21 protein-coding genes, 1 other RNA gene and 1 pseudogene are annotated in these 26,423 nt (G+C 67.0%); 13 read left to right on the forward strand and 10 right to left on the reverse strand.

The window, feature by feature from the left end; all coding sequences use genetic code 11:
• Positions 1-58: 58 nt before the first annotated feature.
• The 4 genes from FHY18_RS19600 to adh all read left to right on the forward strand — a co-directional run bounded on the left by FHY18_RS19600 (position 59) and on the right by adh (position 5,005).
• A complete protein-coding gene (locus tag FHY18_RS19600) occupies positions 59-2,185 on the forward strand; it encodes a TonB-dependent receptor (protein WP_259159257.1) in 2,127 nt (708 codons plus the stop codon).
• Positions 2,186-2,322: 137 nt separating this feature from the next.
• Positions 2,323-2,622 (forward strand): hypothetical protein, encoded by a 300-nt coding sequence (locus FHY18_RS19605; RefSeq protein ID WP_259159258.1) that lies wholly within the window; start codon positions 2,323-2,325, stop codon positions 2,620-2,622.
• A 126-nt stretch (positions 2,623-2,748) separates the two neighbouring features.
• Positions 2,749-3,129: a cupin domain-containing protein gene (locus FHY18_RS19610; RefSeq protein WP_259159259.1), complete on the forward strand. Its 381-nt coding sequence runs from the start codon at positions 2,749-2,751 to the stop codon at positions 3,127-3,129.
• Between the two features lie 346 nt (positions 3,130-3,475).
• On the forward strand, positions 3,476-5,005 hold the full coding sequence (gene adh / locus FHY18_RS19615; protein ID WP_259159261.1) for an aldehyde dehydrogenase: 1,530 nt from the start codon (positions 3,476-3,478) through the stop codon (positions 5,003-5,005).
• A gap of 270 nt (positions 5,006-5,275) precedes the next feature.
• On the opposite strand, the gene FHY18_RS19620 is transcribed toward adh, so the two are convergent.
• Together FHY18_RS19620 and FHY18_RS19625 are read right to left on the reverse strand one after the other, a co-directional pair.
• Positions 5,276-6,604 (reverse strand): peptidoglycan-binding protein, encoded by a 1,329-nt coding sequence (locus tag FHY18_RS19620; RefSeq protein WP_259159263.1) that lies wholly within the window; start codon positions 6,602-6,604, stop codon positions 5,276-5,278.
• Positions 6,605-6,679: 75 nt separating this feature from the next.
• Positions 6,680-7,225 carry a hypothetical protein gene (locus tag FHY18_RS19625; RefSeq protein ID WP_259159266.1) on the reverse strand — a complete coding sequence of 182 codons (546 nt, stop codon included), beginning with the start codon at positions 7,223-7,225 and terminating at the stop codon, positions 6,680-6,682.
• A gap of 463 nt (positions 7,226-7,688) precedes the next feature.
• Between FHY18_RS19625 and FHY18_RS19630 the strand changes: the two genes are divergently transcribed.
• The gene (locus tag FHY18_RS19630) at positions 7,689-8,084 is read left to right on the forward strand and encodes a DUF779 domain-containing protein (RefSeq protein WP_259159268.1); all 396 of its coding nucleotides are present in this window, start codon (positions 7,689-7,691) and stop codon (positions 8,082-8,084) included.
• Between the two features lie 105 nt (positions 8,085-8,189).
• Here FHY18_RS19630 and FHY18_RS19635 read toward each other — a convergent pair whose 3' ends face one another.
• The gene (locus tag FHY18_RS19635; RefSeq protein WP_259159269.1) at positions 8,190-8,369 is read right to left on the reverse strand and encodes a hypothetical protein; all 180 of its coding nucleotides are present in this window, start codon (positions 8,367-8,369) and stop codon (positions 8,190-8,192) included.
• A gap of 153 nt (positions 8,370-8,522) precedes the next feature.
• On the opposite strand from FHY18_RS19635, the gene FHY18_RS19640 reads away from it, so the two are divergent.
• From FHY18_RS19640 to FHY18_RS19655, 4 genes are all read left to right on the forward strand, one after another.
• A complete protein-coding gene (locus FHY18_RS19640) occupies positions 8,523-8,921 on the forward strand; it encodes a hypothetical protein (protein WP_326521131.1) in 399 nt (132 codons plus the stop codon).
• The gene (locus tag FHY18_RS19645) at positions 8,921-9,892 is read left to right on the forward strand and encodes a Ku protein (protein ID WP_259159270.1); all 972 of its coding nucleotides are present in this window, start codon (positions 8,921-8,923) and stop codon (positions 9,890-9,892) included. Before FHY18_RS19640 ends, FHY18_RS19645 begins: the two co-directional genes overlap by 1 nt.
• Positions 9,893-9,901: 9 nt before the next feature.
• On the forward strand, positions 9,902-12,646 hold the full coding sequence (gene ligD / locus FHY18_RS19650; protein WP_259159271.1) for a DNA ligase D: 2,745 nt from the start codon (positions 9,902-9,904) through the stop codon (positions 12,644-12,646).
• 75 nt (positions 12,647-12,721) lie between these two features.
• A complete protein-coding gene (locus tag FHY18_RS19655; protein WP_259159272.1) occupies positions 12,722-13,537 on the forward strand; it encodes a hypothetical protein in 816 nt (271 codons plus the stop codon).
• Positions 13,538-13,821: 284 nt separating this feature from the next.
• Here FHY18_RS19655 and lldD read toward each other — a convergent pair whose 3' ends face one another.
• A complete protein-coding gene (lldD, locus tag FHY18_RS19660) occupies positions 13,822-14,982 on the reverse strand; it encodes an FMN-dependent L-lactate dehydrogenase LldD (protein ID WP_259159273.1) in 1,161 nt (386 codons plus the stop codon).
• Positions 14,983-15,236: 254 nt separating this feature from the next.
• Here lldD and FHY18_RS19665 point away from each other — a divergent pair, with 254 nt between their 5' ends.
• Positions 15,237-16,487, forward strand: coding sequence for a serine hydrolase domain-containing protein (locus FHY18_RS19665; RefSeq protein WP_259159274.1), 1,251 nt, complete (start codon positions 15,237-15,239; stop codon positions 16,485-16,487).
• 6 nt (positions 16,488-16,493) lie between these two features.
• Here the strand turns inward: FHY18_RS19665 and FHY18_RS19670 are convergent.
• The 4 genes from FHY18_RS19670 to FHY18_RS19685 form a co-directional block, all read right to left on the reverse strand.
• Positions 16,494-16,568: non-coding RNA, sX9 sRNA (locus FHY18_RS19670), on the reverse strand.
• A 61-nt stretch (positions 16,569-16,629) separates the two neighbouring features.
• Positions 16,630-18,147 carry a carotenoid oxygenase family protein gene (locus FHY18_RS19675; protein WP_259159275.1) on the reverse strand — a complete coding sequence of 506 codons (1,518 nt, stop codon included), beginning with the start codon at positions 18,145-18,147 and terminating at the stop codon, positions 16,630-16,632.
• 25 nt (positions 18,148-18,172) lie between these two features.
• Entirely contained in the window at positions 18,173-18,595 is a 423-nt protein-coding gene (locus FHY18_RS19680; RefSeq protein ID WP_259159276.1) for a DUF2141 domain-containing protein, read from the reverse strand.
• Positions 18,596-18,801: 206 nt separating this feature from the next.
• Complete coding sequence (locus FHY18_RS19685; RefSeq protein WP_259159277.1) at positions 18,802-19,368, reverse strand: PEMT/PEM2 methyltransferase family protein; 567 nt, start codon at positions 19,366-19,368, stop codon at positions 18,802-18,804.
• 32 nt (positions 19,369-19,400) lie between these two features.
• Here FHY18_RS19685 and FHY18_RS19690 point away from each other — a divergent pair, with 32 nt between their 5' ends.
• From FHY18_RS19690 to FHY18_RS19700, 3 genes and pseudogenes are all read left to right on the forward strand, one after another.
• Complete coding sequence (locus FHY18_RS19690; RefSeq protein WP_259159278.1) at positions 19,401-20,627, forward strand: sensor histidine kinase; 1,227 nt, start codon at positions 19,401-19,403, stop codon at positions 20,625-20,627.
• Between the two features lie 7 nt (positions 20,628-20,634).
• Positions 20,635-20,766, forward strand: a pseudogene (locus tag FHY18_RS19695) (sensor histidine kinase); the annotation flags it as partial.
• Positions 20,763-21,395, forward strand: a complete 633-nt coding sequence (locus FHY18_RS19700) for a response regulator transcription factor (protein ID WP_259159279.1) — start codon at positions 20,763-20,765, stop codon at positions 21,393-21,395. The pseudogene FHY18_RS19695 and the gene FHY18_RS19700, both read left to right, overlap by 4 nt.
• Before the next feature lie 977 nt (positions 21,396-22,372).
• Here the strand turns inward: FHY18_RS19700 and FHY18_RS19705 are convergent.
• Together FHY18_RS19705 and FHY18_RS19710 are read right to left on the reverse strand one after the other, a co-directional pair.
• The gene (locus FHY18_RS19705; protein WP_259159280.1) at positions 22,373-22,780 is read right to left on the reverse strand and encodes a hypothetical protein; all 408 of its coding nucleotides are present in this window, start codon (positions 22,778-22,780) and stop codon (positions 22,373-22,375) included.
• Positions 22,777-26,127: a winged helix-turn-helix domain-containing protein gene (locus tag FHY18_RS19710; protein ID WP_259159281.1), complete on the reverse strand. Its 3,351-nt coding sequence runs from the start codon at positions 26,125-26,127 to the stop codon at positions 22,777-22,779. The genes FHY18_RS19705 and FHY18_RS19710 overlap by 4 nt, the downstream gene beginning before the upstream one ends.
• Between the last annotated feature and the right edge of the window lie 296 nt (positions 26,128-26,423).

Consider the following 26,423-nt stretch of genomic DNA (forward strand, 5'->3'; position numbering starts at 1 on the left):
CATGCTTCGTTCCGTACGCAACGATGCGGCCACAGTACGGATGAGGGACACTATGCCCATGCCCAGACTCACCCTGTTGGCCGCTGCGTGCGGTCTGTTCGTTGCGAGCGCCGTGGCGCCCGCCCTGGCCGCCGAGCCCGCACCCGCGCCGCAGACACTGCCCGCCGTGCAGGTGGACGCCGCGCGTGTGCACGGCGTGGACGACTTCGACCTGCCGGCCTCGTTCACCGTGGTGGCGGCCGACGACGACAACCGCCGTGGCGCGCAGGTGTCCGAGCTGCTGGACGGTATCCCCGGGCTGGTGGCGCGCGACCGCCAGAACTACGCGCAGGACACCCAGCTGTCGATCCGCGGCTTCGGCGCGCGCTCCACCTTCGGCGTGCGCGGCGTGCGTCTGCTGGTCGACGGCATCCCGGCCAGCATGCCCGATGGCCAGGGCCAGCTGTCGCACTTCAACGTGTTGGGCGCCGAGCGGGTGGAAGTGCTGCGCGGGCCGTTTTCGGCGCTGTACGGCAATTCCTCCGGCGGCGTGCTGCAACTATGGAGCGCCGACGGCAAGCCCGACGACCCGTGGCGGCTGCGTGCCACCTACGGCAGCAATGCCACCGTCAATGTTGGCGCGCAATTGCTCGGCCAGCAGGGCGCGGTGCACTACAACCTGGCCGCCAATCATTTCGAAACCGACGGCTTCCGCGACCATAGCCGCGCAAAGCGCGACTCGGTCAACGCCAAGCTGGGCTTCGACCTGGCACCCGGCAGCCGGCTGGACCTGGTGCTCAACTATCTGGACGCGCCCGATGCACAGGACCCGCTGGGCCTGACCCGCGCGCAATTCAACGCCGACCCGGCGCAGGCCACCTCGGTGGCCACCCAGTTCAACACCCGCAAATCGGTGCGCCAATCGCAGGCCGGGGCGATCTTCACCCAGCAGTTCGACAGCCAGACGTTGCGGCTGATGGCCTATGGCGGGCAGCGCAGCGTGGAGCAGTTCCTGGCGGTGCCGGTAGCGGTGCAGCGCAATCCGCTGCATTCGGGCGGGGTGATCGATCTGGACAGCAATTACGAAGGTGTCGACGCGCGTTGGGCCTGGCAAGGCGAGGCCCTGGGCCGGCCCTTGCAGCTGACCGTGGGCGCAAACGTGGATCGTCAACGCCAGCACCGCACCGGCTACGAGAATTTCGTCGGCACCACGCTGGGCGTGCAGGGCGCGCTGCGCCGCAATCAGCGCGACCAGGTCGAGAACGTGGATCAGTTTGCGCAGGCCTGGTGGCAGTGGAGCGAGCGCTGGTCGGCATTGCTGGGCGTGCGGCATAGCCAGGTGCGTTTCCGCTCGGACGACCATTACATCGTGGGCCGCAATCCCGACGACAGCGGGCGGCGCGATTATTCGGCCACCACGCCGGTAGCCGGCATCGTGTTCCGCGCCACCGACGATCTGCGTTTTTACGCCTCGGCTGGACGCGGCTTCGAAACGCCCACCTTCAACGAGCTGGGGTACCGCAACGACGGCGGCGCGGGTCTGGCGCTGGACCTGGGCTCGGCCACCAGCCGCAACTACGAGGTCGGCAGCAAGTGGCGCGCCCAGAGCGGCGCGGCGCTGCAGCTGGCGCTGTTCCGCGCCGACACCGACAACGAGCTGGCAGTGGCCAGCAACACCAACGGCCGCAGCACCTATCGCAACATCGGCGCCACCCGCCGCCAGGGCGCGGAGCTGAGCTGGAATCAACCGGTGGGCGACACCCAGCAGTTGCAGCTGGCCTATACCTTCGTCGATGCCACCGTGCGCGATGGCTATCTCACCTGCGCCAGCAGCGGCTGCGCCACGCCCACCGCGCCAGTGGCGAGCGGGTCGCGCCTGCCCGGCGTGCCGCGCCAGCAACTGTTCGCGCGCTGGCAGTGGCAGCCATTGCAATGGCAGTTCGCCGCCGAAACGGTGGCCTCCGATGCCACCGTGGTCAACGACCTGGCCACCGAGCGTGCGCCCGGCTACGCGCTGGTCAACCTGGAAGCCTCCCGGCGCTGGACCACCAAGCTGGGCGGGCTGCGCACCTTCGCCCGCATCGACAATGCGCTGGACCAGCACTACGTCGGCTCGGTGATCGTCAACGACGGCAACGGACGCTATTACGAACCAGGCCCGGACCGCACCTATACGGTCGGCCTGCAGTGGGATTTTGGCGGCTGAGCCACCTGCATGCGGCGCGCGTTCAACAACGCGCGTCCGTCACCGTAGGAGCGCACCCGGGCGCGACAAAGCCGTCCCGCTAACCCATGGTTTGCCATCGACATGCCCCACCTGTGCCCACCACGCAAGGCCCCACCATGATCGTCGTCGATCACGCCACCGCAGACTGGTTTTTGCTGCGCGAGGACAACCGCTACTGGCTGGACATCAACTGCACGATCTCGGCCACAGGCGTTTCGCTCCTGCTGCCGTTGAACGCAACCGAGCAGGCCGACGTTCTGGCAGACAGACATGCCGCCTGCGCACGACGTGCCGCGCAGGTGCAATGGCAGCCGCACGCCTTTGCCGTGCGCGATGTCAGCGCAAGTCACGGTGCGCAGGTCAGCGCCGCCGTGCAAGCGTGGCGCGCGGCAGACACCCGCATCGCTGGTGCATGAGCGGGCATCGCGCCGGGCAAACCGGTCGCGTTGTTCATTGAGTGTCGCTGCAATGCGCCGCACTCTGCAGCAGTGACTGTGCGCAATACGATGCACTAAGCTTGCACGCGCATTCCCCGCACAAGGATGTTTCCGTTGAATACGCGCTACGCCCCGATCGATTTCAGCGACAAGCTCGCCCTGCTGTCGCAGCACTGGTCCCCGCGTGTCGTTGCGGAAATGAACGACTACCAGTTCAAGCTGGTCAAGCTGCAGGGTGCGTTCGTGTGGCATCGGCATGCGGACACGGACGAGGTGTTCATCGTGCTGGACGGCCACATGACCATCGAATTTCGCGATGGCGTGGTGGCGCTGTCGGCCGGGCAGATGCACGTGGTACCCAAGGGGGTCGAACACCGGCCAGTGGCGGAGCACGAGTGCAGCGTGCTGCTGGTCGAGCCACGCGGCGTGGTCAATACCGGCGATGCGGGTGGCGCCTACACCGCAGACAACGACGTCTGGATCTGATCGCTGCGCTCGGCACGACAGGTCCGACGGCTGGTGCCGTAGGAATCGGCCATTGCGGCGCCGCCGCTCCGCGCTTCCCTCATACGACGGGCGAGCCGACTGCATCGTACGGGTGAGGCGAGTGCGGCGCATTGGGTGCAGCTCATCCATCGCACGCTGCAGTTGCTCGCACATGGCGCCTGGCCGTGGTCGCACGCGATGACGCGCTGCAGCGTAATTCTGGCGATTTCATACGCTGACGCTGCAGCGCTGCAATGACGCAGCGCAATAGCGCATCACACGACATTGCGCTAGCACTTGCGCGGGTATACACGTTCGCATCGGACCACGCTGCCAGGAGACCACGATGAACGCGCTTCCCTCTGCCAAGCCACTCAACACCGACCCGCAGTCCATCTTCAAGCCGCGCTACGACAACTTCATCGGCGGCAAGTGGGTGGCGCCGACCGGCGGTCAGTATTTCGACAACACCACGCCGATCAGCGGCAAGGTGTTCACTTCGATTGCGCGCTCCAACGCACAGGACATTGAAGCCGCACTGGATGCCGCGCATGCGGCCAAGGACGCGTGGGGCAAGACCTCGACCACCGAGCGTTCCAACGTATTGCTCAAGATCGCCGACCGCATCGAACAGAACCTTGAGCTGCTCGCCTATGCCGAAACCTGGGACAACGGCAAACCGGTACGCGAAACGCTCAATGCCGATGTGCCGCTATGCGTGGATCACTTCCGCTATTTCGCCGGTGCCATCCGTGCACAGGAAGGCGGCATCTCCGAGATCGACAGCGACACCATTGCCTATCATTTCCACGAACCGCTGGGCGTGGTGGGGCAGATCATTCCGTGGAATTTCCCGCTGTTGATGGCGTGCTGGAAACTGGCGCCGGCACTGGCGGCCGGCAACTGCGTGGTGATGAAGCCGGCCGAGCAGACGCCGGCCTCGATCCTGGTGTTGATGGAAGTCATCGGCGATCTGCTGCCGCCCGGCGTGCTCAACGTGGTCAACGGTTTCGGGCTCGAGGCCGGCAAGCCGTTGGCCAGCAATCCGCGCATCGCCAAGATCGCCTTCACCGGCGAAACCACCACCGGCCGGCTGATCATGCAGTACGCCAGCCAGAACCTGATTCCGGTGACGCTGGAGCTGGGTGGCAAATCGCCCAACATCTTCTTTGCCGATGTCATGGCCGAAGACGACGACTTTCTCGACAAGGCGGTGGAGGGCTTTGTGCTGTTCGCCTTCAATCAGGGCGAAGTGTGCACCTGCCCCTCGCGCGCGCTGATCCAGGACTCGATCTACGACAGGTTCATGGAAAAGGCGCTCAAGCGCGTAGCGGCGATCAAGCAGGGCAACCCACTCGATCCCAACACCATGGTCGGCGCACAGGCATCGAGCGAGCAGCTGGAAAAGATCCTGTCGTACATCGACATCGGCAGGCAGGAGGGCGCGCAAGTGTTGATCGGCGGCGAGCGCAACACGCTCGATGGCGAGCTGGCCGAAGGCTTCTACGTCAAGCCGACCATCTTCAAGGGCCACAACAAGATGCGCGTGTTCCAGGAAGAGATCTTTGGCCCGGTGGTGTCGGTGACCACCTTCAAGGACGAGGCCGAAGCGCTGGCGATCGCCAACGACACGCTCTACGGATTGGGTGCCGGCGTGTGGAGCCGCGATGCGTCGCGGTTGTACCGGATGGGCCGCGCGATCCAGGCCGGGCGGGTATGGACCAACTGCTATCACGCCTATCCCGCGCATGCCGCCTTCGGCGGTTACAAGCAGTCGGGTATCGGCCGCGAGAATCACAAGATGATGCTCGACCATTATCAGCAGACCAAGAACCTGCTGGTGAGCTATTCGCCGAAGGCGCTGGGGTTCTTCTGAGCCGATGGCGTGCCGCCTGTTCGGGCGGCACGCCAGAAGCAGCGCAGGCACCGCGTGCGCCCGCGTCGAGGCTGCCATCGGCACTCTATAGGCGACGGCACTGCCGGTGTGCGCTGCGGCTCGGATCACCCGGATGCAGCCCCTGCACGCGGTCCGCCTTTACGTCGCAGCTGCTAGTCCGGTGTCCCGGTAGGTCAATTGCGCACACGGCAATGCGCCGCAGGCAGCAGACCGCGCCGCCTGCGGCGCGTTGCGATCAGCGACGATCGGCTACATCGCCATCGCGCGGTTGGTTTCGCGCGCAGGCTCCTGCTCGATGCCGGCCGGCAGATCCTGCCGCAGTTTCTGCGTGGATTGCTCAAGCGTCTGTTGCACCGCCTGGTCGCGGTCGACGTAGGCGCGGCGGTGCGCCGGGTCGTCCAGTCTGCCTTCCACCGCAAACAGACCATTGCCCGCCTTGTTGGGGGTGACGTGGTCGATGCGGGTCAGCCCACTGATGCTGGCGTCGTGGGTGAGGGTGCCGGCGGCCTGCTCCAGTTCCTTGCGGTCCTTGAACCCGCCTGCGGGACCGAGCTTTTCCAGCGCGCCCACTGCCTGTTGGTACATCGCATGCTGCGGATGCGCCGGATCGGACACCAGCGGTTGGCGTGCTGGCGCCTCAGGCTGCTGCCGGGCCGCGGCAGGGTCGGGCTGGCGCGGCTGGGCGCCGGCCAGCGCCTTGAAGGTGTCCCGGCCGGCGATGCCATCATCGCTCAGCTGGTGATCGCGCTGGAATGCCTGCACGGCCTGCCGGGTGCGATCGCCAAATTTGCCGTCGGTGCCCAATGCCTGGCCCTGGGCATCGGTATAGCCCAGCGCATTGAGGCGTTCCTGCAGGGCTTTGACCTCAGGTCCATGTTCGTCCTTGCGCAGCACGCCGTCGGCCAGTGGAGCGGCGCTCACCGCCGCAGTGCCAACCGGCGCCGCGACTGTGCGGCCATTGCCCGAAATGTCGGTCACCTGGGCGGTGCCGGTGAGATTGGGCTGGGCATGTTGCGGACGCTGATCGGTGGTGATCGCGCCGCTGCTGATGTCGCGGATGTAGCGGTCGGCCTGCGGCAGATAGCCGGTGTTGATGTCCACATGCACATGCTTGCCGAACGCACTGGGATTGCCGTTGTTGAAGCCGCCCTGGATGCCCACCGACTGCCCGTACTCGATGCGTGCACCGGTTTCCAGCTGGGTATTGCGCAGGTCCAGATGCCGGTACTGGGCGATCATTTCACGGCTCGGGTCGGAAGCAGGCTTGTCGTAGATCTGCACGATGCCGTCGCTGGCATCCACGCGCCCGATATAACCGCTGGCGATGGCCGGTACCGGCACACTACTGACCCCACCGGCCTGCAGCACGAAATCCTTGGACACGTAATGGTCGCCATCGCGCGACACCGTTGCCGCACCCCTGTAATTGCCGAGCAATTCCTCGCGTTCGCCATTGACGGTGCCGTACACGCGCCCGCGCTCGTTGCCGCGCGTGGGGTGATGGCGCTCGATGTCCTCGTAGTCGTGGATATGCTGGACGCCGCGTCCGACCGATTCGACGATGGTGTATCTGGGCATGTGCAATTTCCTTATTGATAGCGAGACAACCGATGCTGACCTGGCCAGGCCGCGGGCAGCCTGGCGGACGGCCGATCAGCGCAGATGCTGGGTCAACTGCCAGCATTGCTGCGTGTAGTCGAACACATAGGCCTCCGGTGCCCCGACGGTCTTGATGACCTCTTCGTCGGGGGAGAACTCGGCCCTGATGAACTCTGCGCGCATGCGCTCGCCGTCGGGCTTGAGCTCCAGCTTGACCCGGGACAGTTGCTCGGGCTGTTTGTCCGGCTCGTCGTAGGACCAGCGCGAATCGATCAGGACCAGCCGGAACGGCGCGCTCGGGCGCTCCGCCGGCTTGGACGGGTCGCGCAGGTCGCGTTCTGCGACGTGCGGGGCGCTGTAGGCCGCGCGTAACGCCGGATCGGCGACGATCGCTTCCAAGAACGCAGAGAAGCCGTCTTCGGTCCTCTCGCAGGCCGCCTGGGGCAACGCGGGGCGCTCCGCTGCCGGGGCGGCCGGGGTGGTTGGTGCCGGGGCGGCAGAAGTCGGCGCAGCGGGATCGGCGGCGGCAGCCGGCTCCGGCATCTGGCAGCCTTGCAGGAGCAGGGCCAGCAGGGCGGCGGTGAGCAGGCGTTGCTTCATGGTGTGGTTCCCTCCGTATGAGCGTTGAGGCGCGCAGCGACCAGCAACATGCGACGCGCAGGCGTCGGCTGGATGCGGGTGGCGCACACGCGCGCAGTGTACGAGTGGCATGTGAGGGCGGCGACGACCGTCCGCATCCGTGCGGCCGCTGCCGTTCTGCCAGTGCCGCTTTGTACGCGCTGCTTCCGCGCTGCCGCGGGTAGCGGCCTCACGCGGACACTGCGTGTGAGCCCGGCAGGGGCAGTCGCTGGTCGTGGGCGGGCCGGCCGCGCGAGCTGCCCGCGTGCCGGGTGACCCCAGGCGGTGCGCAGCGGCTGCAGGACACCCGGGAAGGTGGCTACGACTGCTGCGGCCGACGCACCCCACAGCGACATCAACGTCAGTTGCCTGCATGCGCGCCGGCACGGCCGAGAGGCGTATCGTGCGCGAGATGGCCGCCTGACGCGGCCGCTGGAGGCGGACGATGCACGGCACGATCACCCAGAACAGTTTGCCATTGCAGGTCTTGGCAACACCGGCGGCATTGCAGCTGATCGACACCCTGCGTGCGCGGCATGGCGATCTGCTGTTCCATCAATCCGGTGGTTGCTGCGATGGCTCGTCGCCGATGTGCTTTGCGGTCGGCGACTTCATCGTCGGCGATCGCGACGTGCTGCTGGGCGAGATCGGCGGTGCACCGTTCTATATCAGTGCGTCGCAATTCGACTACTGGAAGCACACCCAGCTGATCATCGATGTGGTGCCGGGCCGTGGTGGCATGTTCTCGCTGGAAAATGGCGAAGGCGTGCGTTTCCTGGTGCGGTCGCGGCTGTTCGGGGATGATGAATTCGCACGGTTGCAGCAAGCCGGCCGTGCGTAAGCCAGGCGCATCGAGATCAGCAGCACTTGCTAGTCGGCAAGCTGACGCCCTTCGGTTCGCCTTGCAACAACACGCTTCCAACAAGACAGCGCTCGGCCCACGCACTCACTCATCCGTCGCCGTGGATGGCGCAGTGCCCGGTGTCTTGGCAGGGGTTTCGTCATCGGCCGGGATCAGGCGGCCTGGTGTATCGCCGGCACCACGGTCTTCGTAGTGCTCGGCGTCGCGCTTGCCGTGCTGTTCGCCGGGCTGGGCAGGCTGTTCGCGTAAGGGGTCGCGGGACATGGCGCCGCTCCTGGTATCTGGGTAGGGCCATCAGTTCAGCGCGTGCGGGGTGAAGGGCACGCAAATCGCAAAACCTATGCGGATTTCTCACAGCTGGATCACGGCAGCGGCGCTACTGATGTGGGCCCTCACCGCCGTACCGTGGAGCAGGCCATGCGCCCCCAGGACCGCCGTCCCGACCGTCGCCTGTTCAGTGCGCAGGCCGACCCTGCAGCGGCCAAGCGGACTCATCGCAAGTGGCCACCAATCGATGCAGTGGGCGTAGCGCAGGACTTCCAGTGCTATAGCCTGGCCGACTACCAGCGCCGCCGCCGACGGGGCGGGCCGACCTGGCGCGATCTCTCGCCGGCCTACGCGTTCGCCCGGCTGACCCACGCCGCAGACTGGCCGCGCGGTAACGATGCGCACTGTGAGCAGGCGCTGGCCGCGCAGTGGGAAAGCATGCGCGGTGACTCGCGCCTGGACTGGCCGCACGCCCGCACCATTGTCGAGGACGCGTGGCTGGCGCTGGACCATATCCCCGACGCGGCCATCCATGGAGCGGCGCACTGATGGCCCGACCGATCTGGACCGGCACGCTGTCGTTCGGCCTGCTCAACGTGCCGGTAGCGTTGATGTCCGGCGAACGCAAGGTGGACCTGCATTTCCGCATGCTCGATTCGCGCGACAAGAAGCCGATCCGTTTCGAGCGCGTCAACGCCGACACCGGCGATGAAGTGCCGTGGAAGGAAATCGTCAAGGCGTTCGAGTACGACAAGGGCAGCTACGTCATTGTCGAAGAGCAGGACATCCGCTCGGCCTCGCCGGAAAGCCACGAGACGGTGGAAGTGGAAACCTTTGTCGATGCGGCCGAGATCGACCCGCGCTATTTCGAGAAGCCCTACATCCTGGTGCCGGGCAAGAAGGCCGAAAAAGGCTATGTGCTGCTGCGCGAAACGCTGCGCGACACCGGCAAGGTGGGGATTGCCAAGGTGGTCATCCGCACCCGCGAGTACCTGGCTGCGGTGATGCCGCAAGGCGATGCCCTGATCCTGCTGCTGCTGCGCTACCAGCAGGAAGTGGTGGACCCGCAGGACTTCAAGTTGCCGGCCGGCGCAGTGGGCGAGTACCGCATCACGCCCAAGGAACAGGAGATGGCCAGGCAGCTGATCGAGTCGATGTCCGGCACCTGGCAGCCGGAGGACTACCACGACGAATTCCGCGGCAAACTCGAGCAGATCCTGCGCAAGCGCATCCAGGCCAAGGGCGGCACCACCAAGGTGGATATCGAGCCGCCGCAGCACGAAGACGCCAGCACCAACGTGGTCGATTTCATGTCGCTGCTGCAGAAGAGCCTGCAGGCCAAGACGCGCACCCCGGCCAAGAAGAGCAGCGCGCCGGCGGCGGGGTCGGCCAAAAAGACCGCCAAGACCGCTACCAAGAAAGCGGCAAAAAAGGCCACCAAGAAGACCATCAAGAAGACCGTAGCCAAGACCGCCAAGACGACGGCCAGCAAGGCGGCGCCACGCCGCAAGGCTGGATAGGCCCCGCCCATGTCATTGCGCGACTACAACGCCAAGCGCCGCTTCGACCAGACCCCGGAGCCGGCCGGCGACACGCCTGCGCGTGCCAGCAAGCAGCCGATCTTCGTCGTGCAATTGCACCACGCCAGCTCGCGCCATTACGACTTCCGTCTGGAGGTCGATGGTGTGCTCAAGAGTTGGGCCGTGCCGAAGGGCCCTTCGTTGCGCGTTGGCGAAAAGCGGCTGGCGGTTCAGGTGGAGGATCACCCGCTGTCGTATGCCAGCTTCGAGGGCGATATTCCGCAGGGCCACTACGGCGCCGGGCATGTCGATGTGTTCGACCACGGACAGTGGCACTGCGAAGGCGATGCGTTGGCGGCGCTGGACGCGGGCAAGCTGGAATTCGAACTGCAGGGCACGCTGCTGCGCGGCGGTTTTGCCTTGGTACGCACACAGATGCGCGGCGGCAAACCGCAATGGCTGCTGTTCAAGCGCACCGATGCGTACGCGGCCGATCTGGATGCCGATGCGCTGGTGGCCCAGCAGGCCGCAGGCGCACCGGCTGCGGCGCCTGCAACCCGTGCCAAGGCCAGCCGGGCACGGCGTGCGCCCGCGGCAAAGGCGAGCGCCAAGACGACGGCGGCAGGCAAACGCGCACGTCCAGCGCGTGCGGACTCCAGGCAATGGCGGACCCGCGCCCTGGCGCTTGACAGTGCGCGCGATGCGCCAAGCCCAACCGAGCTTCGCGCGCAACTGACCTTGCTGCGCGAGCAGGCACCGGATGGCGAGCGCTGGTTGCACGAGATCAAGTGGGACGGCTATCGCCTGCTGGCCGACATGGTCGATGGCCAGGTGCAACTGCGCTCGCGTAACGACCAGGCCTGGACACAGCGTTTTCCGGACGTGGTGCGCGCAGTGCAGGCCTTGCCGGTGCGTGATGCGCGCCTGGATGGCGAGCTGGTGGTGCTGGACGCCAAGGGACGCACCGATTTCTCGGCGCTGCAACGTGCGCTCGATGGCAGCGCCGTGCAGCCGCTGCGCTACATCGTGTTCGACCTGCTGGGCGTGGCCGGGGTGGATCTGCGCGATACCCCGTTGCTGCAACGCAAGCAATTGCTGCACGAGTTGCTGGGCGATGAGCCAGGTACGCTGGCGTTTAGCGACCATGTGATCGGCCACGGCCCGGAGGTGTTCGCGGCCAGCGCCGGCACCGGCTGGGAAGGCATCGTCAGCAAGCTCGCCGATGCGCCTTATCGCGCAGGACGCAGCGCCGATTGGGTCAAGACCAAGCACGCAGACAGCGACGAGTTCGTGGTGGTGGGCTACACCGACCCCAAGGGCGCACGCAGCGGCTTCGGCGCCTTGCTGATGGCGCAGCGCGAGGGCAACACGCTGCGCTATGTCGGGCGTGTGGGTACCGGCTTCGACGATGCCTTGCTGACAAAGATCACCGCGCTGCTGCAGGCGCTGCACAGCGACACCGCCACGCTGGAATTGCCGACGCACCTCCAGGGGCGGCCACGCGATGTGCATTGGGTCCGGCCGGTGCTGATCGCCGAGGTCGCTTTCCGCGGCTGGGCGAAGGAAGGCCTGCTGCGGCAGGCCGCGTTCAAGCGTCTGCGCGAGGACAAACCCATGAGCGAGTTGGGCGGCGACCGCGCCGCGCCGGGCAAGGCGCGTGCTGCGGGCAAACGTGGTGCGGCAACAGCCGCTGCGCCGGCGCGCAAGACGGCGACCAGGAAAACATCCAGAACGACAGTCGACGCCTCCACCAGCACCACCAGCAAACGCGCGCGTTCGACGGCATCGAAGACGAGCGCGACCCCGACATCCAAAAAAGCTGCGGCGTCCAGGTCCAGCGTATCGAAATCCACGGTGTCCACGTCGACAGCGTCCAAATCCACGTCCACGTCCACAGACGGCATCACCATCACCCATCCCGAACGCGTGGTGTTTCCCGCCCTGGGCATCAGCAAGGGCGATGTGGCCGAGTACTACCGGGCAGTGGCGCCGCTGGTGCTGGCAGAGATCGCGCGCCGCCCCTTGTCGCTGCTGCGCTGCCCCGACGGCGCCGGTGGCGACTGCTTCTTCCAGAAGCACGAAGGCCGCCACCTGGGCACGCATATCAAGGCGATTCCGCTGCAGCAGAAGAGCGGCACCGAGGATTACATCTACGTCGAAGATGCCGCCGGCCTGCTCGAGCTGGTGCAGATGAACGCGTTGGAGCTGCATCCGTGGGGATCGCGCACCGACGATGCGGAGCATCCGGACCGCCTGGTGTTCGACCTGGATCCCGGCGATGGGGTGTCCTGGGCCGACGTGGTGGCTGCCGCGCGCGACATCCGCGCCAAGCTGCGCAGTGCAGGCCTGGAGAGCGCGGTGCGCCTGTCCGGTGGCAAAGGCCTGCATGTCGTCGTGCCGATCGTGCCCGATGCGGGCTGGGAGCAGGCGCGCGATTTCTGCGAGGCATTTGCGCAGGCGCTGGCCACGCAAGCGCCGGAGCGCTACGTGGCCACCATGAGCAAGGCCAAGCGCCACGGCGTGATCTTCGTCGACTGGCTACGCAACGGCCGCGGCAACACCAGCGTGTGTTCGTGGTCGCTGCGCGCGCGCGAAAAAGCCACCGTTGCGGTGCCCTTGCGCTGGGAAGAACTCGGCAAGATCAGCGGACCGGATGCATTCCCGATCGACAAGGCCATGCACCGTGCCAGGCGCCAGCGCGTTGACCCGTGGGCGCAGGTGTTGGCGGTGAAGCAACGGTTGCCCAGGGCGTGATCCACACCGCCTGGAAGCGGCAGCGCAGGCCGTGCTAGCTTGCGGACACGTGGATTGCGATGAAGGGACTCTGCAATGTCAGTGATGCGCGCTTGCGTCTTCATGCTCACCTGGTTGTGCGTGCTGCCGGCCTGTGCAGCAGACAAGCTCGACCCGGTACTTGCCGGCATTCAAGGCAGCGATGTCGAGGCGCAGCAGGTGCGGGCATCGGTCCGCGCCGCGCCCCTGCTACGTGGGCAGTTAGTGCAACTTGTCGATGCCGGGCAACTCAGGCGCATCCGTGTCGTGGCCGACACCGCGCAGCCAGTCATCAAGAACCGTCCTTTCGCCGCGGCGGTTCTGGACAAGGAGATGATCCTCACCAGCGGGCTGCTCCAGCAACTGCGTGAGACCCCACGCCCACATGCGCTGCGCAGTGGCGACCTTGCCGCAGACAACCTGGTGTTCGTGCTCGCCCATCTGGCAGTGCACGCGGCGGTCGCCGAACGGCATGCACAGTTCGAGCGGACGCTGGCGGACAAGATGGCCGCCGGTATCGGCGATGCACAGGCCAAGGGAACCGAGTTCGACGCAACGGCGATGGCGCAGGAGGCGCTGAACCACAACATGGCGATCGAGGCCAATGCCTATATCGCCGGGTGGAACGCGGTGGTCGATGCGGCCCAGCACCAGGCATCGCCAGGCGGCGCCCCGCTGCCGGAAGCGCAGCGCGCCGTGCTGCTGGGTCCACTGCTGCTGAGTTTCCGCTACAACCAGGTCCTGGAACGGGCAATGGATGGCGCCCAGGATCAGCGCGTGGTGCTCGGCGCAGATGGAATCGTTGCCGACACGCGCAACGTCTTCGCCATTGCCCAGGCGCTGATGGCCGGCAAGATGCTGGAGATTGAATAGCGCAGGCGCACCTGGTGCGCCTCATCTCCGAGTGCGGGCCTTGCGGCTAACGCGGCAGGGTGGACCGCTGCGCGTTGTGCCACTGCAGACAGGCTGTTCCAGCCAGTCCGGTTGGGCCAGCAATGCAGCCGCTGGCGGACGCATTTGCCCGCCATGGCGACAGACGCAAGCCGGCTGCAGCGGTACCTGCACGCCGCATGCAACCCGCGCACCCCTGCCGATGCATGGCGATTGCGCCCATCGGCACGCAGGCGCGGCCAACGGCGTCCAGGCCTGCACGGCGTCTACGCCGAGACCGCGGCCTCGCGCGTCACCCGGCTCAACGCATCGCTGCCGATCTCGGCAATCGAGTGGGTGCCTGTCAGCGTCATCGCCACGCGCATTTCCTTTTCGATCAAGCCCAGCAGGTTTTCCACGCCGGCCTGCCCGCCTGCCGCCAGCGCGTAGACGAAAGCGCGGCCCAGCAAGACCGCATCGGCACCGAGCGCCAGCATGCGCACCACGTCCAACCCACTGCGGATGCCCGAGTCGGCAAGGATCTTCAGATCGCCCTTCACCGCTTCGGCGATCGCCGGCAATGCGCGTGCGCTGGACAGCACGCCATCGAGCTGGCGCCCGCCGTGGTTGGACACCACGATGCCGTCGGCGCCGAAGCGCACCGCATCGCGCGCGTCGTCCGGGTCGAGGATGCCCTTGATCACCATCGGCCCGGTCCAGAACTCGCGGATCCATTCCAGGTCCTTCCAGGCGATGGACGGGTCGAAGTTGGCGCCCAGCCAGCCGATGTAGTCCTGCAGGCCGGTGGGGCTGCCGCGATAGGCCGAGATGTTGCCCAGATCGTGCGGTTTGCCGAGCAGGCCCACGTCCCACGCCCAGCGCGGATGCGTCACCGCCTGCAGCATGCGCCGCAGCGATGCATTGGGCCCGCTCATGCCCGAGTGCGCATCGCGGTAACGCGCGCCCGGCGTGGGCATGTCCACGGTGAACACCAGCGTGGTGACGCCGGCTGCCTTGGCGCGCTCCAGCGCGTTGCGCATGAAACCGCGGTCCTTGAGCACGTACAGCTGGAACCACATCGGCCGGCCGATGGCCGGCGCCACTTCCTCGATCGGGCACACCGACACCGTGGACAACGTAAACGGGATTCCGCGCGCGGCCGCGGCGCGCGCCGCCTGCACTTCGCCACGGCGCGCATACATGCCGGTCAGCCCCACCGGCGCCAGGGCCACCGGCATCGCCAGGGTTTCGCCGAACAGCTCGGTGCTCAGGCTCAGGTCGGACATGTTGCGCAACACCCGCTGGCGCAGCGCGATATCGGCCAGATCCGAGACATTGCGCCGCAGCGTGTGCTCGGCGTAGGCGCCTCCGTCGATGTAATGGAACAGGAAGGGGGGCAGCCGCGCCTGGGCGGCGGCGCGGTAATCGGAAGCGGCAGAGATGATCATCGAAGACGGACGACAGCTGCGGGGTTAGCCGCTGAGTGTAAGACCATCGGTGTGGCGCGGGGACCGCTGCGCGATCGGCACGGTGCACAAGCCGAGCGCGCGGCGTTTCGTCGGGCGTTCGGGCGGTTTGGTCGCATCGCGCTGGCGTCCGAATCGATGGATTGCAAGACTGCGTGCGCTGCTGCAGCGGCGTTGCCGCGTACCGCCGCCCATGCCGGGCATCTGCAGCAAGCACATCACGGACGGAGGGCGCCATGCGTGCAGGCACAGCAGCGGGATGGACGGCACGGGTCGGGCTGACGATCGGTCTGCTTTGCAGTGGTCAGGCGATGGCGAGCGGGCCAGGCCAGCCGCCCGCGCCGGATGCCATCACGCGCACACTCCAGCAACGCATGGACGCCGCCGGCATCGTCGGCCTGGGCGCGGCGATCATCCGCGACCGCAAGGTGGTCTGGACCGGCGGTATCGGTTTTGCCGACCGCGCACGCGGCACGCCGTTCACGCCCGACACCGTCATGAGCATCGGCTCGATCAGCAAGACCGTGACCGGCGTGGCGCTGATGCAGGCGGTGCAGGACGGCAAGCTGGCGCTGGATGCGGACATCAACACCTATCTACCGTTCGCGGTGCGCAACCCGCAGTTTCCGGACGTGCCGATCACCTTGCGGCAACTGGCCACGCATACGTCCAGCCTGACCGACCGCTGGGAGGTCTACCGCGACACCTATCGCTGGCAAGGCATGCCGGCCGCGCCGTTGGGCGAGTTCCTGCGCGGCTATCTGGCGCCCGGCGGGTGCGACTACCGGGCGCAGAACTATCTGCAGCTCAAACCCGGCACGCATCGCGAGTACTCCAACATCGGCGCCGGCCTGGTGGGCTACATCGTTGCGCGTGCGGTGGGCCAGTCGCTGGAGCGCTACACGCACACGCGCATCTTCGCGCCGCTGGGCATGCAGCACACCGCCTGGCATGCCGCCGATCTGCCGGCCGCCGCACAGGCCACGCTGTATGTGAGCCAGTTCGGCGTGAGCGTACCGATCCCGCCGTACGAGCTGACCACCTATCCCGATGGCGGCGTGCGCACCAGCGTCAACGACCTCTCCAGGCTGTTCATCGCCTTGCTCGATGGCGGCCAGTACCAGGGCGTGCGCATCCTGGACGCCACCACCACCGCGCAGATGCTGCGTTTCCAGTACACCGCCGCCAACAAGCCCGACAACATCGCCTTGAACGAGAAGAACTCCGGCATCTTCTGGTCCACCAAGTACAACGTCACCCGCATCGGCCACGGCGGCTCGGACCCGGGCGTGCACACCGAGATGCTGTCGGACCTGGCGCACGACAATGCGGTGGTGCTGATCAGCAACACCTCGCTCGATAGCAGCGATGCCAAGGTCAATGCGCAGCTGTTCGACGATCTATGGAGCTACGCGCTGCAGCTCAGGCAACAGGCCACGACCGGCACCGACCCCATGCCGGGCGTGCACTCGCCACCGGTCCGCTGACCCGGCGGCCAGCAAAACCTAGCGAGCAGTCGTCAGCTGGGCGCGACGGCGCGCAAGAACCGGCGTGTGCGAGAGGCAGCTGCCGCACCGGGCACCGGCCGCGTCCGCCTGGCGTTGCGTACCGCCGTTTTGAGGGCCGCTGTTATGCAGCCGCCACAAAATGCCCATGGAATCCCAGCGGAATCGCATAAGGCAGCCATGCCTGTGCAATCGGCCCGGCATCGATGTGCTGTGCGTCCAGCACCATCAACCCGGTGCGTGCGTGCTGGGTGTCGAGCACCGTGCCCACCAGCCAGCCCTGGTCCGGGCGCGTGCTGCCGGGCCTGGCGACGAACACATGTTCCTCGGCCAGCACATGCGGGCCGTAGCGATGCACCTGGCGGTGGTTGCGTTCCAGGTCGTAGCCGGCCACGGCATTGAGAAACGGCGACTGGTTCGGGCCATCGATGCACGGCGCGTACAGGCGCGCGCCCTGCGTGCGCGGGCTGCGGTGGTCGAACAGCGGCAATTCCAGGTTGTCCACCGGATGCACCTGCCAGTGCGCGCGGCCATTGGCCAGGTCCAGATGCAGGCTGCGTAATTGCACTGGTGCCGGCGCGGCGTGCGGGTCGCCGCGCATGGCTGCACGCATCGGCGAGCGAGCTTCTTCCGGATCGGTGTGCACGATGGCGCGCACCACGATACGGTTCTGCTGCGCATAGGCATCGGCAACGTGATAGGCCACCGCAAAGTCGGCCTCGAACCAGCGCGGCTGGTCCAGCGCATCCTTGGGCACCACCGCAATCCGGCATGGGGCATCCGGGGTGAAGCGCAGTTGCTCGAAGAACGCACCGTCGCCGTCCAGACGCCGATACGGTGCCATCACCAGGATCAGATGGCGGTCGGTCATCGCAAAGCTGTGCAGGTAGGCAGGCGCGTCGGTGTGCAGCAACTGCACGTTGCGCAACGTGGCGTCGGCGCCCAGGTGCCAGAGCACCACGCCGGTGGAGCCGACCACGCTGATCGAGCCGACGTTCCACACGCTGCCGTCGTGGTCGGTCAACGGGTGCGCGGAAAACGGCATCGCAGCCAGATCCTCGCGCCAGGTGACCGGGCCGAGGGTGTCCAGCGCATCGGGGTCCAGTTCGATCGCAGAGCCGGCCTCCCACAGCGCGAACAGGCGGCCATTGAGCATCGTCACCGAGGTGTTGGCGGTGTTGGTATCGTCGTTGTTGCGGCCGGGCTGCATGTCCGGCACGGAGGTGCCGGCAGCGCGATAGAGAAATCGCCCGGCCTGCTGCTCCCGGGTGAACTTGTGGGTGGCCACCATGCGCCCAAGGTGCCGCACCTGGCCGCCGCCCAGCCGCCAGCGGTGCACCATGCCGTCGCCATCGAACCAGTGTTCGTAGCGGAACCCGGCGCGCTCGGTCCAGGCCGGGCCATTGCGATACAGGCTGCCTGCCAGGCCTTCGGGCAATGCGCCGTGGAGCGTTGCGGTGGCCGGCCCCAGGGTGGGGCTGACCACGCTACGCCAGCCCAGCAGCCACGGCGTGCGCTGCAACTGGGCCTGGAATGCGGCAGCTTCCTCGGCGCGTGCAGGCAGGCTGCGCATGCCAAAGCCGCCCAGCGCAGCACTTCCGGTGGCGGCCAGTAACGATTGCAGGAAGCGGCGGCGTTGCATGCATGGCTCCTTTCGCGCGTGGGCCTCAGCGCATCTGCACGCTGATGCGTTTGCCGGCAGCGGGCAGATCGAAAACGATCTCGTCGAAGTCGGGTTTGCGCATGCCGGTGGGGTTGTTGCTGAAGCCGTAGCCTTCCACCGGCATGCCGATCAGGTTGGTGTCCAGCTTGCCGTTGCTGTTCTCGTCGTGATTGATCATCACCGCGTAGCGTCCGGGGGCAAGATTCTTGAACTGGATGTGCGGCGTAGCGCTGGTGATCGGCACCGTTTGCGCCTGCACCGGCGGCTGTGCGCTGTTGAACTGCGCGGCCGAGGCGATCACCGCAACGCGCAGCTTGCCTTGCTGCGAGCGCAGGCCGCTGACGCCCACGTCCAGATCGGCGGCGTTGGCGGCAGCGCTGCCAAGCAGTCCGGCGAGGGCGACAGCGGCATAAGTGCGGGCAAGCATGCAACTCTCCTTGCAACGATGGGGATGCGGTGCGTGGCGCTCGATGGTACGCAGCACACCAGCCTGGCTGCGGTGGCGGCCGTCGCACATCGACCGATGCACACCGACGACAGACAGTGCGGCACTGCTCGCACGTGCATGCAGCGCATGCCGAACCGGTGTGCGAGCGCGCGAAGCGCTGCTGCGTGCCATCGCGACTGCCAACCTCACCACACCAGCGGCAGCAGGCGCCGGCTCTGCGCGGCATAGGCCGGGTAGGCCACCGGAAACGCACGCTGCAGTGCGGCCTCTTCGATCCGAATGCGGTGCAGGAAGACCAACGTCACCGGCACCACGATCGCCGCCACCGACAACGCGTTACCCATGCCCAGCGCCAGCCCGTAGAAGGCCATCAGCGCACCGGTATAGGACGGGTGACGCAGCCAGCGGTATGGGCCGCTGCGCACCAGTTGCTGGTCTGGCTGGATGGTCACATCCACCGTGAACCAGCGTGCCAGCACCTGGATGGCCCACACGCGCAACGCCAGCCCACTGACGATCAGGGCGCAGCCGGCCCACTGCAGCGGTGCGTACCAGCCCTGCGGCCAGCGCGCCAGCCCGCTATAGGCCAGCGCCACCGCAATGGCCAGCGCCACAGACAGCACCCGCCATAGCTGCTGCAGCGTGCCCTGATCGTGCGCGCCGCCATCGCTGGCGCGGCGACGGCGGCTGAGCAGCACTTCATGGCCAGCCCAGATCAGATTGAGTGCGAGAAACAGACTGGAAGCAGACATGGCGTGACTCCGGGAAAATGGATGGCTGGGTGATGCCAGTGTGCGCAGGCGCTGCGCACGGCACAGGGGCCGCAGGTCATCGACCCCACCTGCCGGAAGTCACTTTCTGCGTGCGCACCATTGCCGAGCGGCCACGCGGCGGTCAGCATCGCCACATGACATGCCTCCTGCGCGACATCACCAAACCGCTGAACCTGGCCGGCGTGCTCACCATCGCCGGGGTCATGTTGTCGTTCGGCCCGGAGCTCGCGCCGTACGGGCAATGGCGCTGGCCCACGGTGATCGCCTTCACCCTGCTGTTCCTGCTGCGCTACCTGCTGCCGCCACGGCCGCTGCCGCAGCATGGCGCCCTGTTGCTGCAGGCAGTGCTGGCGGTGGCCCTGGTCTGGCTGGAGCCGCGCACGGGCACTTCGCCGGTGCTGCTGGTGCTGGTGGTCGCGCAGGCGGCGATGCGCTGGCAACCGCCGCAGGTGCTGGCGCTGATGCTGGCGCTCAATGTGGCCATGTATGCGGTCTTCGTGCAGGCGCACGTCCCACGCCCATTGCTGGTGGTGGTCATCTACACCAGCTTCCAGGCCTTTGCCGCGCTGACCGCCAACTACGCGCGCAGTGCCGAGCGCGCGCGCGATGCGCTGGCCTACGTCAACGCCGATCTGCTGGCCACCCGCGCGCTGCTGGCCGACAGCGCCCGCGACGCCGAACGCCTGCGCCTGGCGCGCGAGCTGCACGATGTGGCCGGGCACAAGCTCACCGCCATGCGCATCAATCTGCGCCTGCTCAGCGCCGACCCCGCGTTGGCGCAGCGCGATGACATTGCGGTGCTGGAGCAGCTGTCTGCCGAACTGCTGGCCGACATCCGCAACGTGGTGCAGTCCATGCGCGACGATCGGGGCCTGGACCTGCAGACCGCGTTGCGCGCGCTGGCCGCACCGTTCCCGCGTCCGGCCCTGCGCCTGCGCATCGACCCGGACGTGCGCATCACCGATGCCCGCGTGGCCGACATGTTGCTGCGGCTGGTACAGGAGGCGCTGACCAATGCCGTGCGGCATGCCGATGCCGACGAAGTGGCGGTGCATCTGCAATGCGAGAATGCGCAGCTGCGGGTGGACATCGAAGACGACGGCCGCCGCGCCGAGCGCATCCGCGAAGGCAACGGCATCACCGGCATGCGCGAGCGCCTGGCGGCCTTGCACGGCCAACTCGACCTTGGCCTCACCCCCACGGGCGGCATGCATCTGACTGCGAGAGTTCCGGTATGAGTCCACTCGCGCCGGGCGCATCCGCGAAGGCAATGGCATCGCCGGCATGCGCGAGCGCCTGGCCGCCTTGCACGGCCAACTCGACCTTGGCCTTACCCCCACTGGCGGCATGCATCTGACTGCGAGAGTTCCGGTATGAGTTCACTTCGAATCGCCCTGGCCGACGACCAGATCCTGGTCCGTGCCGGCTTGCGCGCCTTGCTGCAGCAACAAGGCGTGGAGGTGGTCTGCGAGGCCGACGACGGCCAGGCATTGCTGGATGCGCTGAGCACCACCTCGGTGGATGTGGTGCTCAGCGATATCCGCATGCCAGGCATCGACGGCATCCAGGCGCTGGAGCAACTGCGCGCCCGCGGCGACCGCACCCCGGTACTGCTGCTGACCACCTTCGACGACAGCGACCTGCTGCTGCGCGCCACCGAAGCCGGCGCACAGGGCTTCCTGCTCAAGGATGCCGCCCCCGAAGACCTGCGCGATGCCATCGCCCGCGTCGCCGCCGGCGACACCCTGCTGCAACCGGTCAGCACCGACCCGGTGCGCGCGCGTTACCAGTTCCGCGACCAGCAGGCGCCGAGCGAGACCTTCAGCGAACGCGAGGTGGCGATCCTGCGCCTGCTGGCCGGCGGCTATTCCAACAAGGAAATCGCCCGCACCCTGTTCCTGGCCGACGGCACGGTGAAGAACTACGTCTCCACCATCCTGGAAAAGCTCGGCACCCGCGACCGCACCAGGGCGGTGTTGAAGGCGATCACGCTGCGGGTGATTTGAGGGCGGGGATTGGGGAGTCGGGAGTCGGGATTGGTAAGAGCGCATCCCGGGGCCGGCGTGAGGGTGGGATTGGGATTGGGATTGGTACAGGCGCTACCGCGCGGCGTTTGGTTGGGATTGGGAGATCAAGAGTTGGCAGTGGGGGGCAAGCGCTTTCGGCAGCGGCAGACGGCAGCGGCAGGCGACAGAGGACAAGCAGTAGCCGATGCAACCAGGAGCTCAAAGCCCCTCTCCCGCCTGCGGGGGCTGGGGTGAGGGTACGGGGCGAAGCCAGACGCTGAACCCGACAACACGGGGCTTCGCCCATCCCTCCTGGGCAGCTTCGTGCGAATGGTCGACGAGATAAGAGGAACCCTAAAGCCCCTCTCCCGCCTGCGGGAGAGGGGTTGGGGTGAGGGTACGGTGCGAAGCCAGGCGCGCTGGCGGGTCAACCAGGCTTCGCTCAAGACGCCTGCTCCATCTTGCTGTTTCAAAAGCAATTTCCAGCATCCGTCAGCCTCGGCAGCAACCGTAAGATTGCCGTCAGGTCCCGCAGCGGGCCACCCGCGAAGGTGTCCCGGCGGCCACTGGCGCCGCCCGGAAACGCGCCGCGCTCCGGTCTGCTGCGGAGCTCGTCATGCGCTTCTTCCAACATCTTGGCTTGCTGTTGATGGTGTCCGTTGCAGTCGCGTGGTCGTCCCCGACGCAGGCCGAGTTGCCAGGTCCATGGATCCAGGCCGCACTTCCGGCGTGAATTGCGAGTTGAGCCAACCGCGTTATGCGCCGTCGCTGCAGCACCGGCGAGCCTGTCGGGGCAGGCTGCATGCCGCCGGCAGCGCGGGAGCGAATGTCGCGCACGAGGAGTTGGCCGACGTCTGGTCGAGCAACCTGTCCTTGCAAGGGGCTCGGCTGTGCGAGGACCGCCACTGGCGGCCCTCGCGATGCGGCGGCTGTCGGTATCCGTATGACGTTGGTGACCGCCGGGGGGGACCTAAGCTCTAGGGAGTGATCTGCGGATCGTTGCCCACTTCAGGGTCGCAGCTGAAGGTTTCCCCACGCTGCAGGTCCTCGACGACCACCATGAAGAAGATCAGTGTCGAGCGATCGTTGGCATTGCGAAACGAGACCCAGCGGCCGTCGGGGTCGTACTCAATGTTGCTGATCTGATTCTGCGAGTCGGAACTGATCAGCTTGCGAATCCTGAAATTGAAGCCTACCGCCTCGTCGAACCGGTAACGCATGGTGACGTTGCGATGGTGGCCCGGCACCAGCACCATCCCTGGCTGGTAGTGATAGTGGTACTTCCCGTGGCCGGTATTGCCGCCGATCTCCACATAGGCCACCGACATTGCGCAATCAATGTTCGTACCGGGATGGCACGCGATCTTGTTTTCCTGTTCCGTCATGACGAGGTCTGTTCCTTGAGGAGCGGGGCGTAAAAGGAAACGAACCCCGGGTGACGGTAGCCCGCCTGATACAACCACCCGAGTTGTTGCATGACTGCCGCCTGCCGGCCCAGGAGGATCTGCGCCCGGACCCATGGATCGAGCAGGGCCTTGTTGTGGCTGGCACCGGCGTCGGCACCGAGTACCGCCACCGCGCGCTCCCAGCATGCGCGCGCTGCCGCTGTCTTGCCGGCTGCGGCGTGTTGTTCGCCTTGCCATACCAGTGCGTGGGCGAGGGTGGTCGGTCCTAGCGGGTCTTGCGGCCGGGCGCGATGCAGGGCCTCCAGCCGGGCGACGCTGGCCTGTAATGCCGCCGCACGGGCAGCCGCTGCATTCGGCTGCAGATACGCCAGCCGCAGAGCGATTACCGCGTCCAGCCATTGCCATTCCGGCAACGGCTGACGCTGCTGCAGCAAGGGTGCCAGGCGTTGCCGGGCCTGTTGCAGTGCGCGTTGCCCCTGCGCGGGCCGTCCGTCCAGAGCGGTCGCCCAGCCGATCTGCGCGTAGGCATGGGCCAGGTCGCGCTGCCATTGCAGGTTATCCGGCTGCAGGGCCACCAACGGTTGCAGGATTGCCACGGTCGCCTGTGCATCGGTCTGCGCTTGCGCGTTTTGACCGCGTGCCAGCGCCAGGTTGGATGCCAGCAGCAACGAAGTGGCCAGCCGACGTCGCCATGTGTCTGCATCGGGCGTGGCCGCCACCAGCGTGCGCAGCATGGAGATCTGTTCGCGGTACCCGGCTTCGGCCGGCGCCAGCAGACCTTGCGTCTCCTGTGCCGAGCTGCGCCAGGACAGTCCATTGATCAACTCATATCGCACATTGGTGTTCTCGGGCGCGGCGGCAAGCACGCGCTGTTTGAGCGCAATCGAGCGGGTGAACAAGGGGATGGCGCTGGCTGAATCGCCCACGTTCTGCGCGAGCGAACCGAGATTGGTGAGCGCGTAGGACAGTTCCAACTGCCAACGTGGGTCGTGCGGTGCGGTGCGTTGCAAGTCCTCGGCAATGGCCAGATAGCGCGACCAGTGCTCACGCGCCAACGCTGGTTGCTTGCGTTGATACTCCAGATACCCGCGCCAATACGCGGCCTGCCCGGTCTCTGCCCGTGCCTCCAGCAAGGACGGCGCATGGTGCACCGCTTGCTCGGCGATAGTGGCGGCGCGCAGGAATGCCGCTTGTGCCTGATCGAGCTTGCCTTGGTTCATCAGTACCTCGCCGGTCGTGCGCAAGGCACGCGCATGGTTGACCAGCTCGTCCGGCTGCATGCCGGCGCTAGGCAAATCCTCCAGATACCGCAGCGAGCGGCTGCCCACGCTGTCGAGCAGCTTGAGGTTGCCAACGGTGCGCAACTGCTCGGCCAGATCGCCCAGCATGTAGCCCACCAGTTGCTGCGCCTGGTCGCGGCGTTCTTCTGCCACCTGCTGGGCCTGCCGCGCCTGCCAACCGAGCAGGAGCGATGCGCTGGCCAGCACCACCAGCAAGGTGGCGGCTGTCGCATACAGGCCGCGGCGGTGTCGCTGCGAGCGCTCGCAGGCGCGCAGGAATGCCACGTCCACCGCATCCAGGTCCTGCGGCATGCGCCGCGCGGCTTCGCGCGCTTCGCTCAACGGGCGCCCGCTGTTGAGCAGGTGATCGCTACGCCGGCCCTCGCTTGCCCAACGCTGCGCGGCCAGCTGCAGGCGCTTGCGTGCCTGCAGCAGCCGGCGATTTTCGTGGATCCACTCGGCCGCACGTGGCCATTGCCGCAACAAGGCTTCGTGCGCCACCGCAAACCCCGGCTCGCCGGCCACCAGCTCGCTGACGAACAGCCGCGCATGCACGAAGGCAGCGACCAGCGCGTGCGCCGCACCGTCGGCCGGCAATGCCGACCAGGGCGCACGGCGTGCGGTCACCGCCGCGCTGTCGGGGTGGATCACGCTCAGCTGTGTCAGCACCTCGCCCAGTGCCGCTTGCGCAGCGGCCGGCAATGCACGAAAGGTCGCTTCGGCGTGATGCGCCAGCGCGCCCTCCAGCCCACCCAGTGCGCGATAGGCCGCAAAGGTCAGCAGGCCATCGTCGCTGCGCTGCGCGTGCAGCGCATGCAATAGATGCTGCAACAACGGCAACGCATCGGGCTGGCGCGCGGTGGCATCGCGCAGTACATCGTCCAGGCGGCTGGCGCTGTCGTGTTCTTCTTCGAAGCGCAGCCCGGCCATGGCCGCCGGCACGCGAATGATCTGGCCGATCTCGCCATCGCGCGGTGGCAGCAGATCCACGTGCCCGTCGCCGCGTTTGAGCTCGACGATGTCCGGCAACGCATCGATCAGGCGCGGATAAAAGTCGCTGCGGGTCAGCAGCAGCACCGCCACATTTGCGCTGCTGCACAGCGCCTGCAATGTGGCGGCCAGCGCGCTGCGGTCGGCATCGGTGATGCCGGGCGTGGCCACCATGGCTTCGGCATGGTCGATCACCAGCAGCAGGTGCCGCTGGGCCTGTGCGCTATCGCGTGCGGGTCCGCCTTGCCGCATCGCCTCGCCGATGGCGGCATGCAGCGGGGCAGGGTGCTGCAACCACTCGGCAAGCCGGGCCAGTTGCGCGGGCGAGAACACCGCACGCCCGGCGACTGACCACTCGCCAAGTGCGCGCGCGAGCGTGTCGTGCACGTCGCCGCCGCGGCATTGCGCCAGGTTGCAGTAGGTCACCGCCACCGCTTCCAGCCCATCCAGCCCGCCGGTGTGCGACAGCAACGGCACCACGCCGGCCCGCAGCAACGAGGTCTTGCCGCAGCCGCTGGCCCCGCTCACCAGCACCAGCCCGCGCTGGCTGTGCAGCTGCGCGCGCAACGCGGCCACCACCTGCGCAATCGCATGGCTGCGGCCGAAAAACACCTCTGCGTGCGCCGGGTCGAAGGCCTGCAGACCCACATACGGGCTGCCCTGCGCCCACGATTGGGTGCCGATCACCGCGCCGCGATAGTCCTGCGGAAACACCACCTTGGGCAGCAGCCGATAGCCGCGTTTGCGGATGGTTTCGATGTAGCGCGGCTGGCGGCTGTCGTCGCCCAGCTTGCGGCGCAGCTGGGCGATGGTCTTGTGCACCGGGTTGTCGCCGTAGAAGCTGCCGTGCCACACCTCGATCAGCAATTGCTCGGCGCTGATCACTTCGCCGGCGCGTTCGGCCAGTGCGATCAGCACTTCCATCATGCGTGGTTCCAGCGCGATGGTCTGGCCGTCGTCGATCAGCGTCAGCCGCTCCGGTTCGACCAGCAACGGACCCAGGCGGAACCGCGGAACGGAGCTCAGCTGCGTGACGCGCTCGCTACGAAGGGACATCGGTCGAATACCGGTCGTACAACTGGAAGGGGCCTGGACAATCGTCAACAGACACGGCACGGCAGGCCCGGAAAATAGCACAGCCGTTGCGGCCGCAATCGCCCGATCTCGCGCTTTCGCCGCGGCGGCGCCTGTGCGCAGGCTGGCGTGTCGGGGCGTGGCGCAATGGCGGCAAGTGCGGCGATGCACGTTCTGGTCGGTTGTCGTGCCGGGCGCGCAGCCCTCCATACAGCAGCGTGTGTTGCGCATCAGGCTGTTTCGCATGCGGTGCACCGATTAAGATGCCGCCAGCATCT

This window comes from Xanthomonas sp. 3793 (genome assembly GCF_024806835.1).
Classification (GTDB): domain Bacteria; phylum Pseudomonadota; class Gammaproteobacteria; order Xanthomonadales; family Xanthomonadaceae; genus Xanthomonas; species Xanthomonas arboricola_F.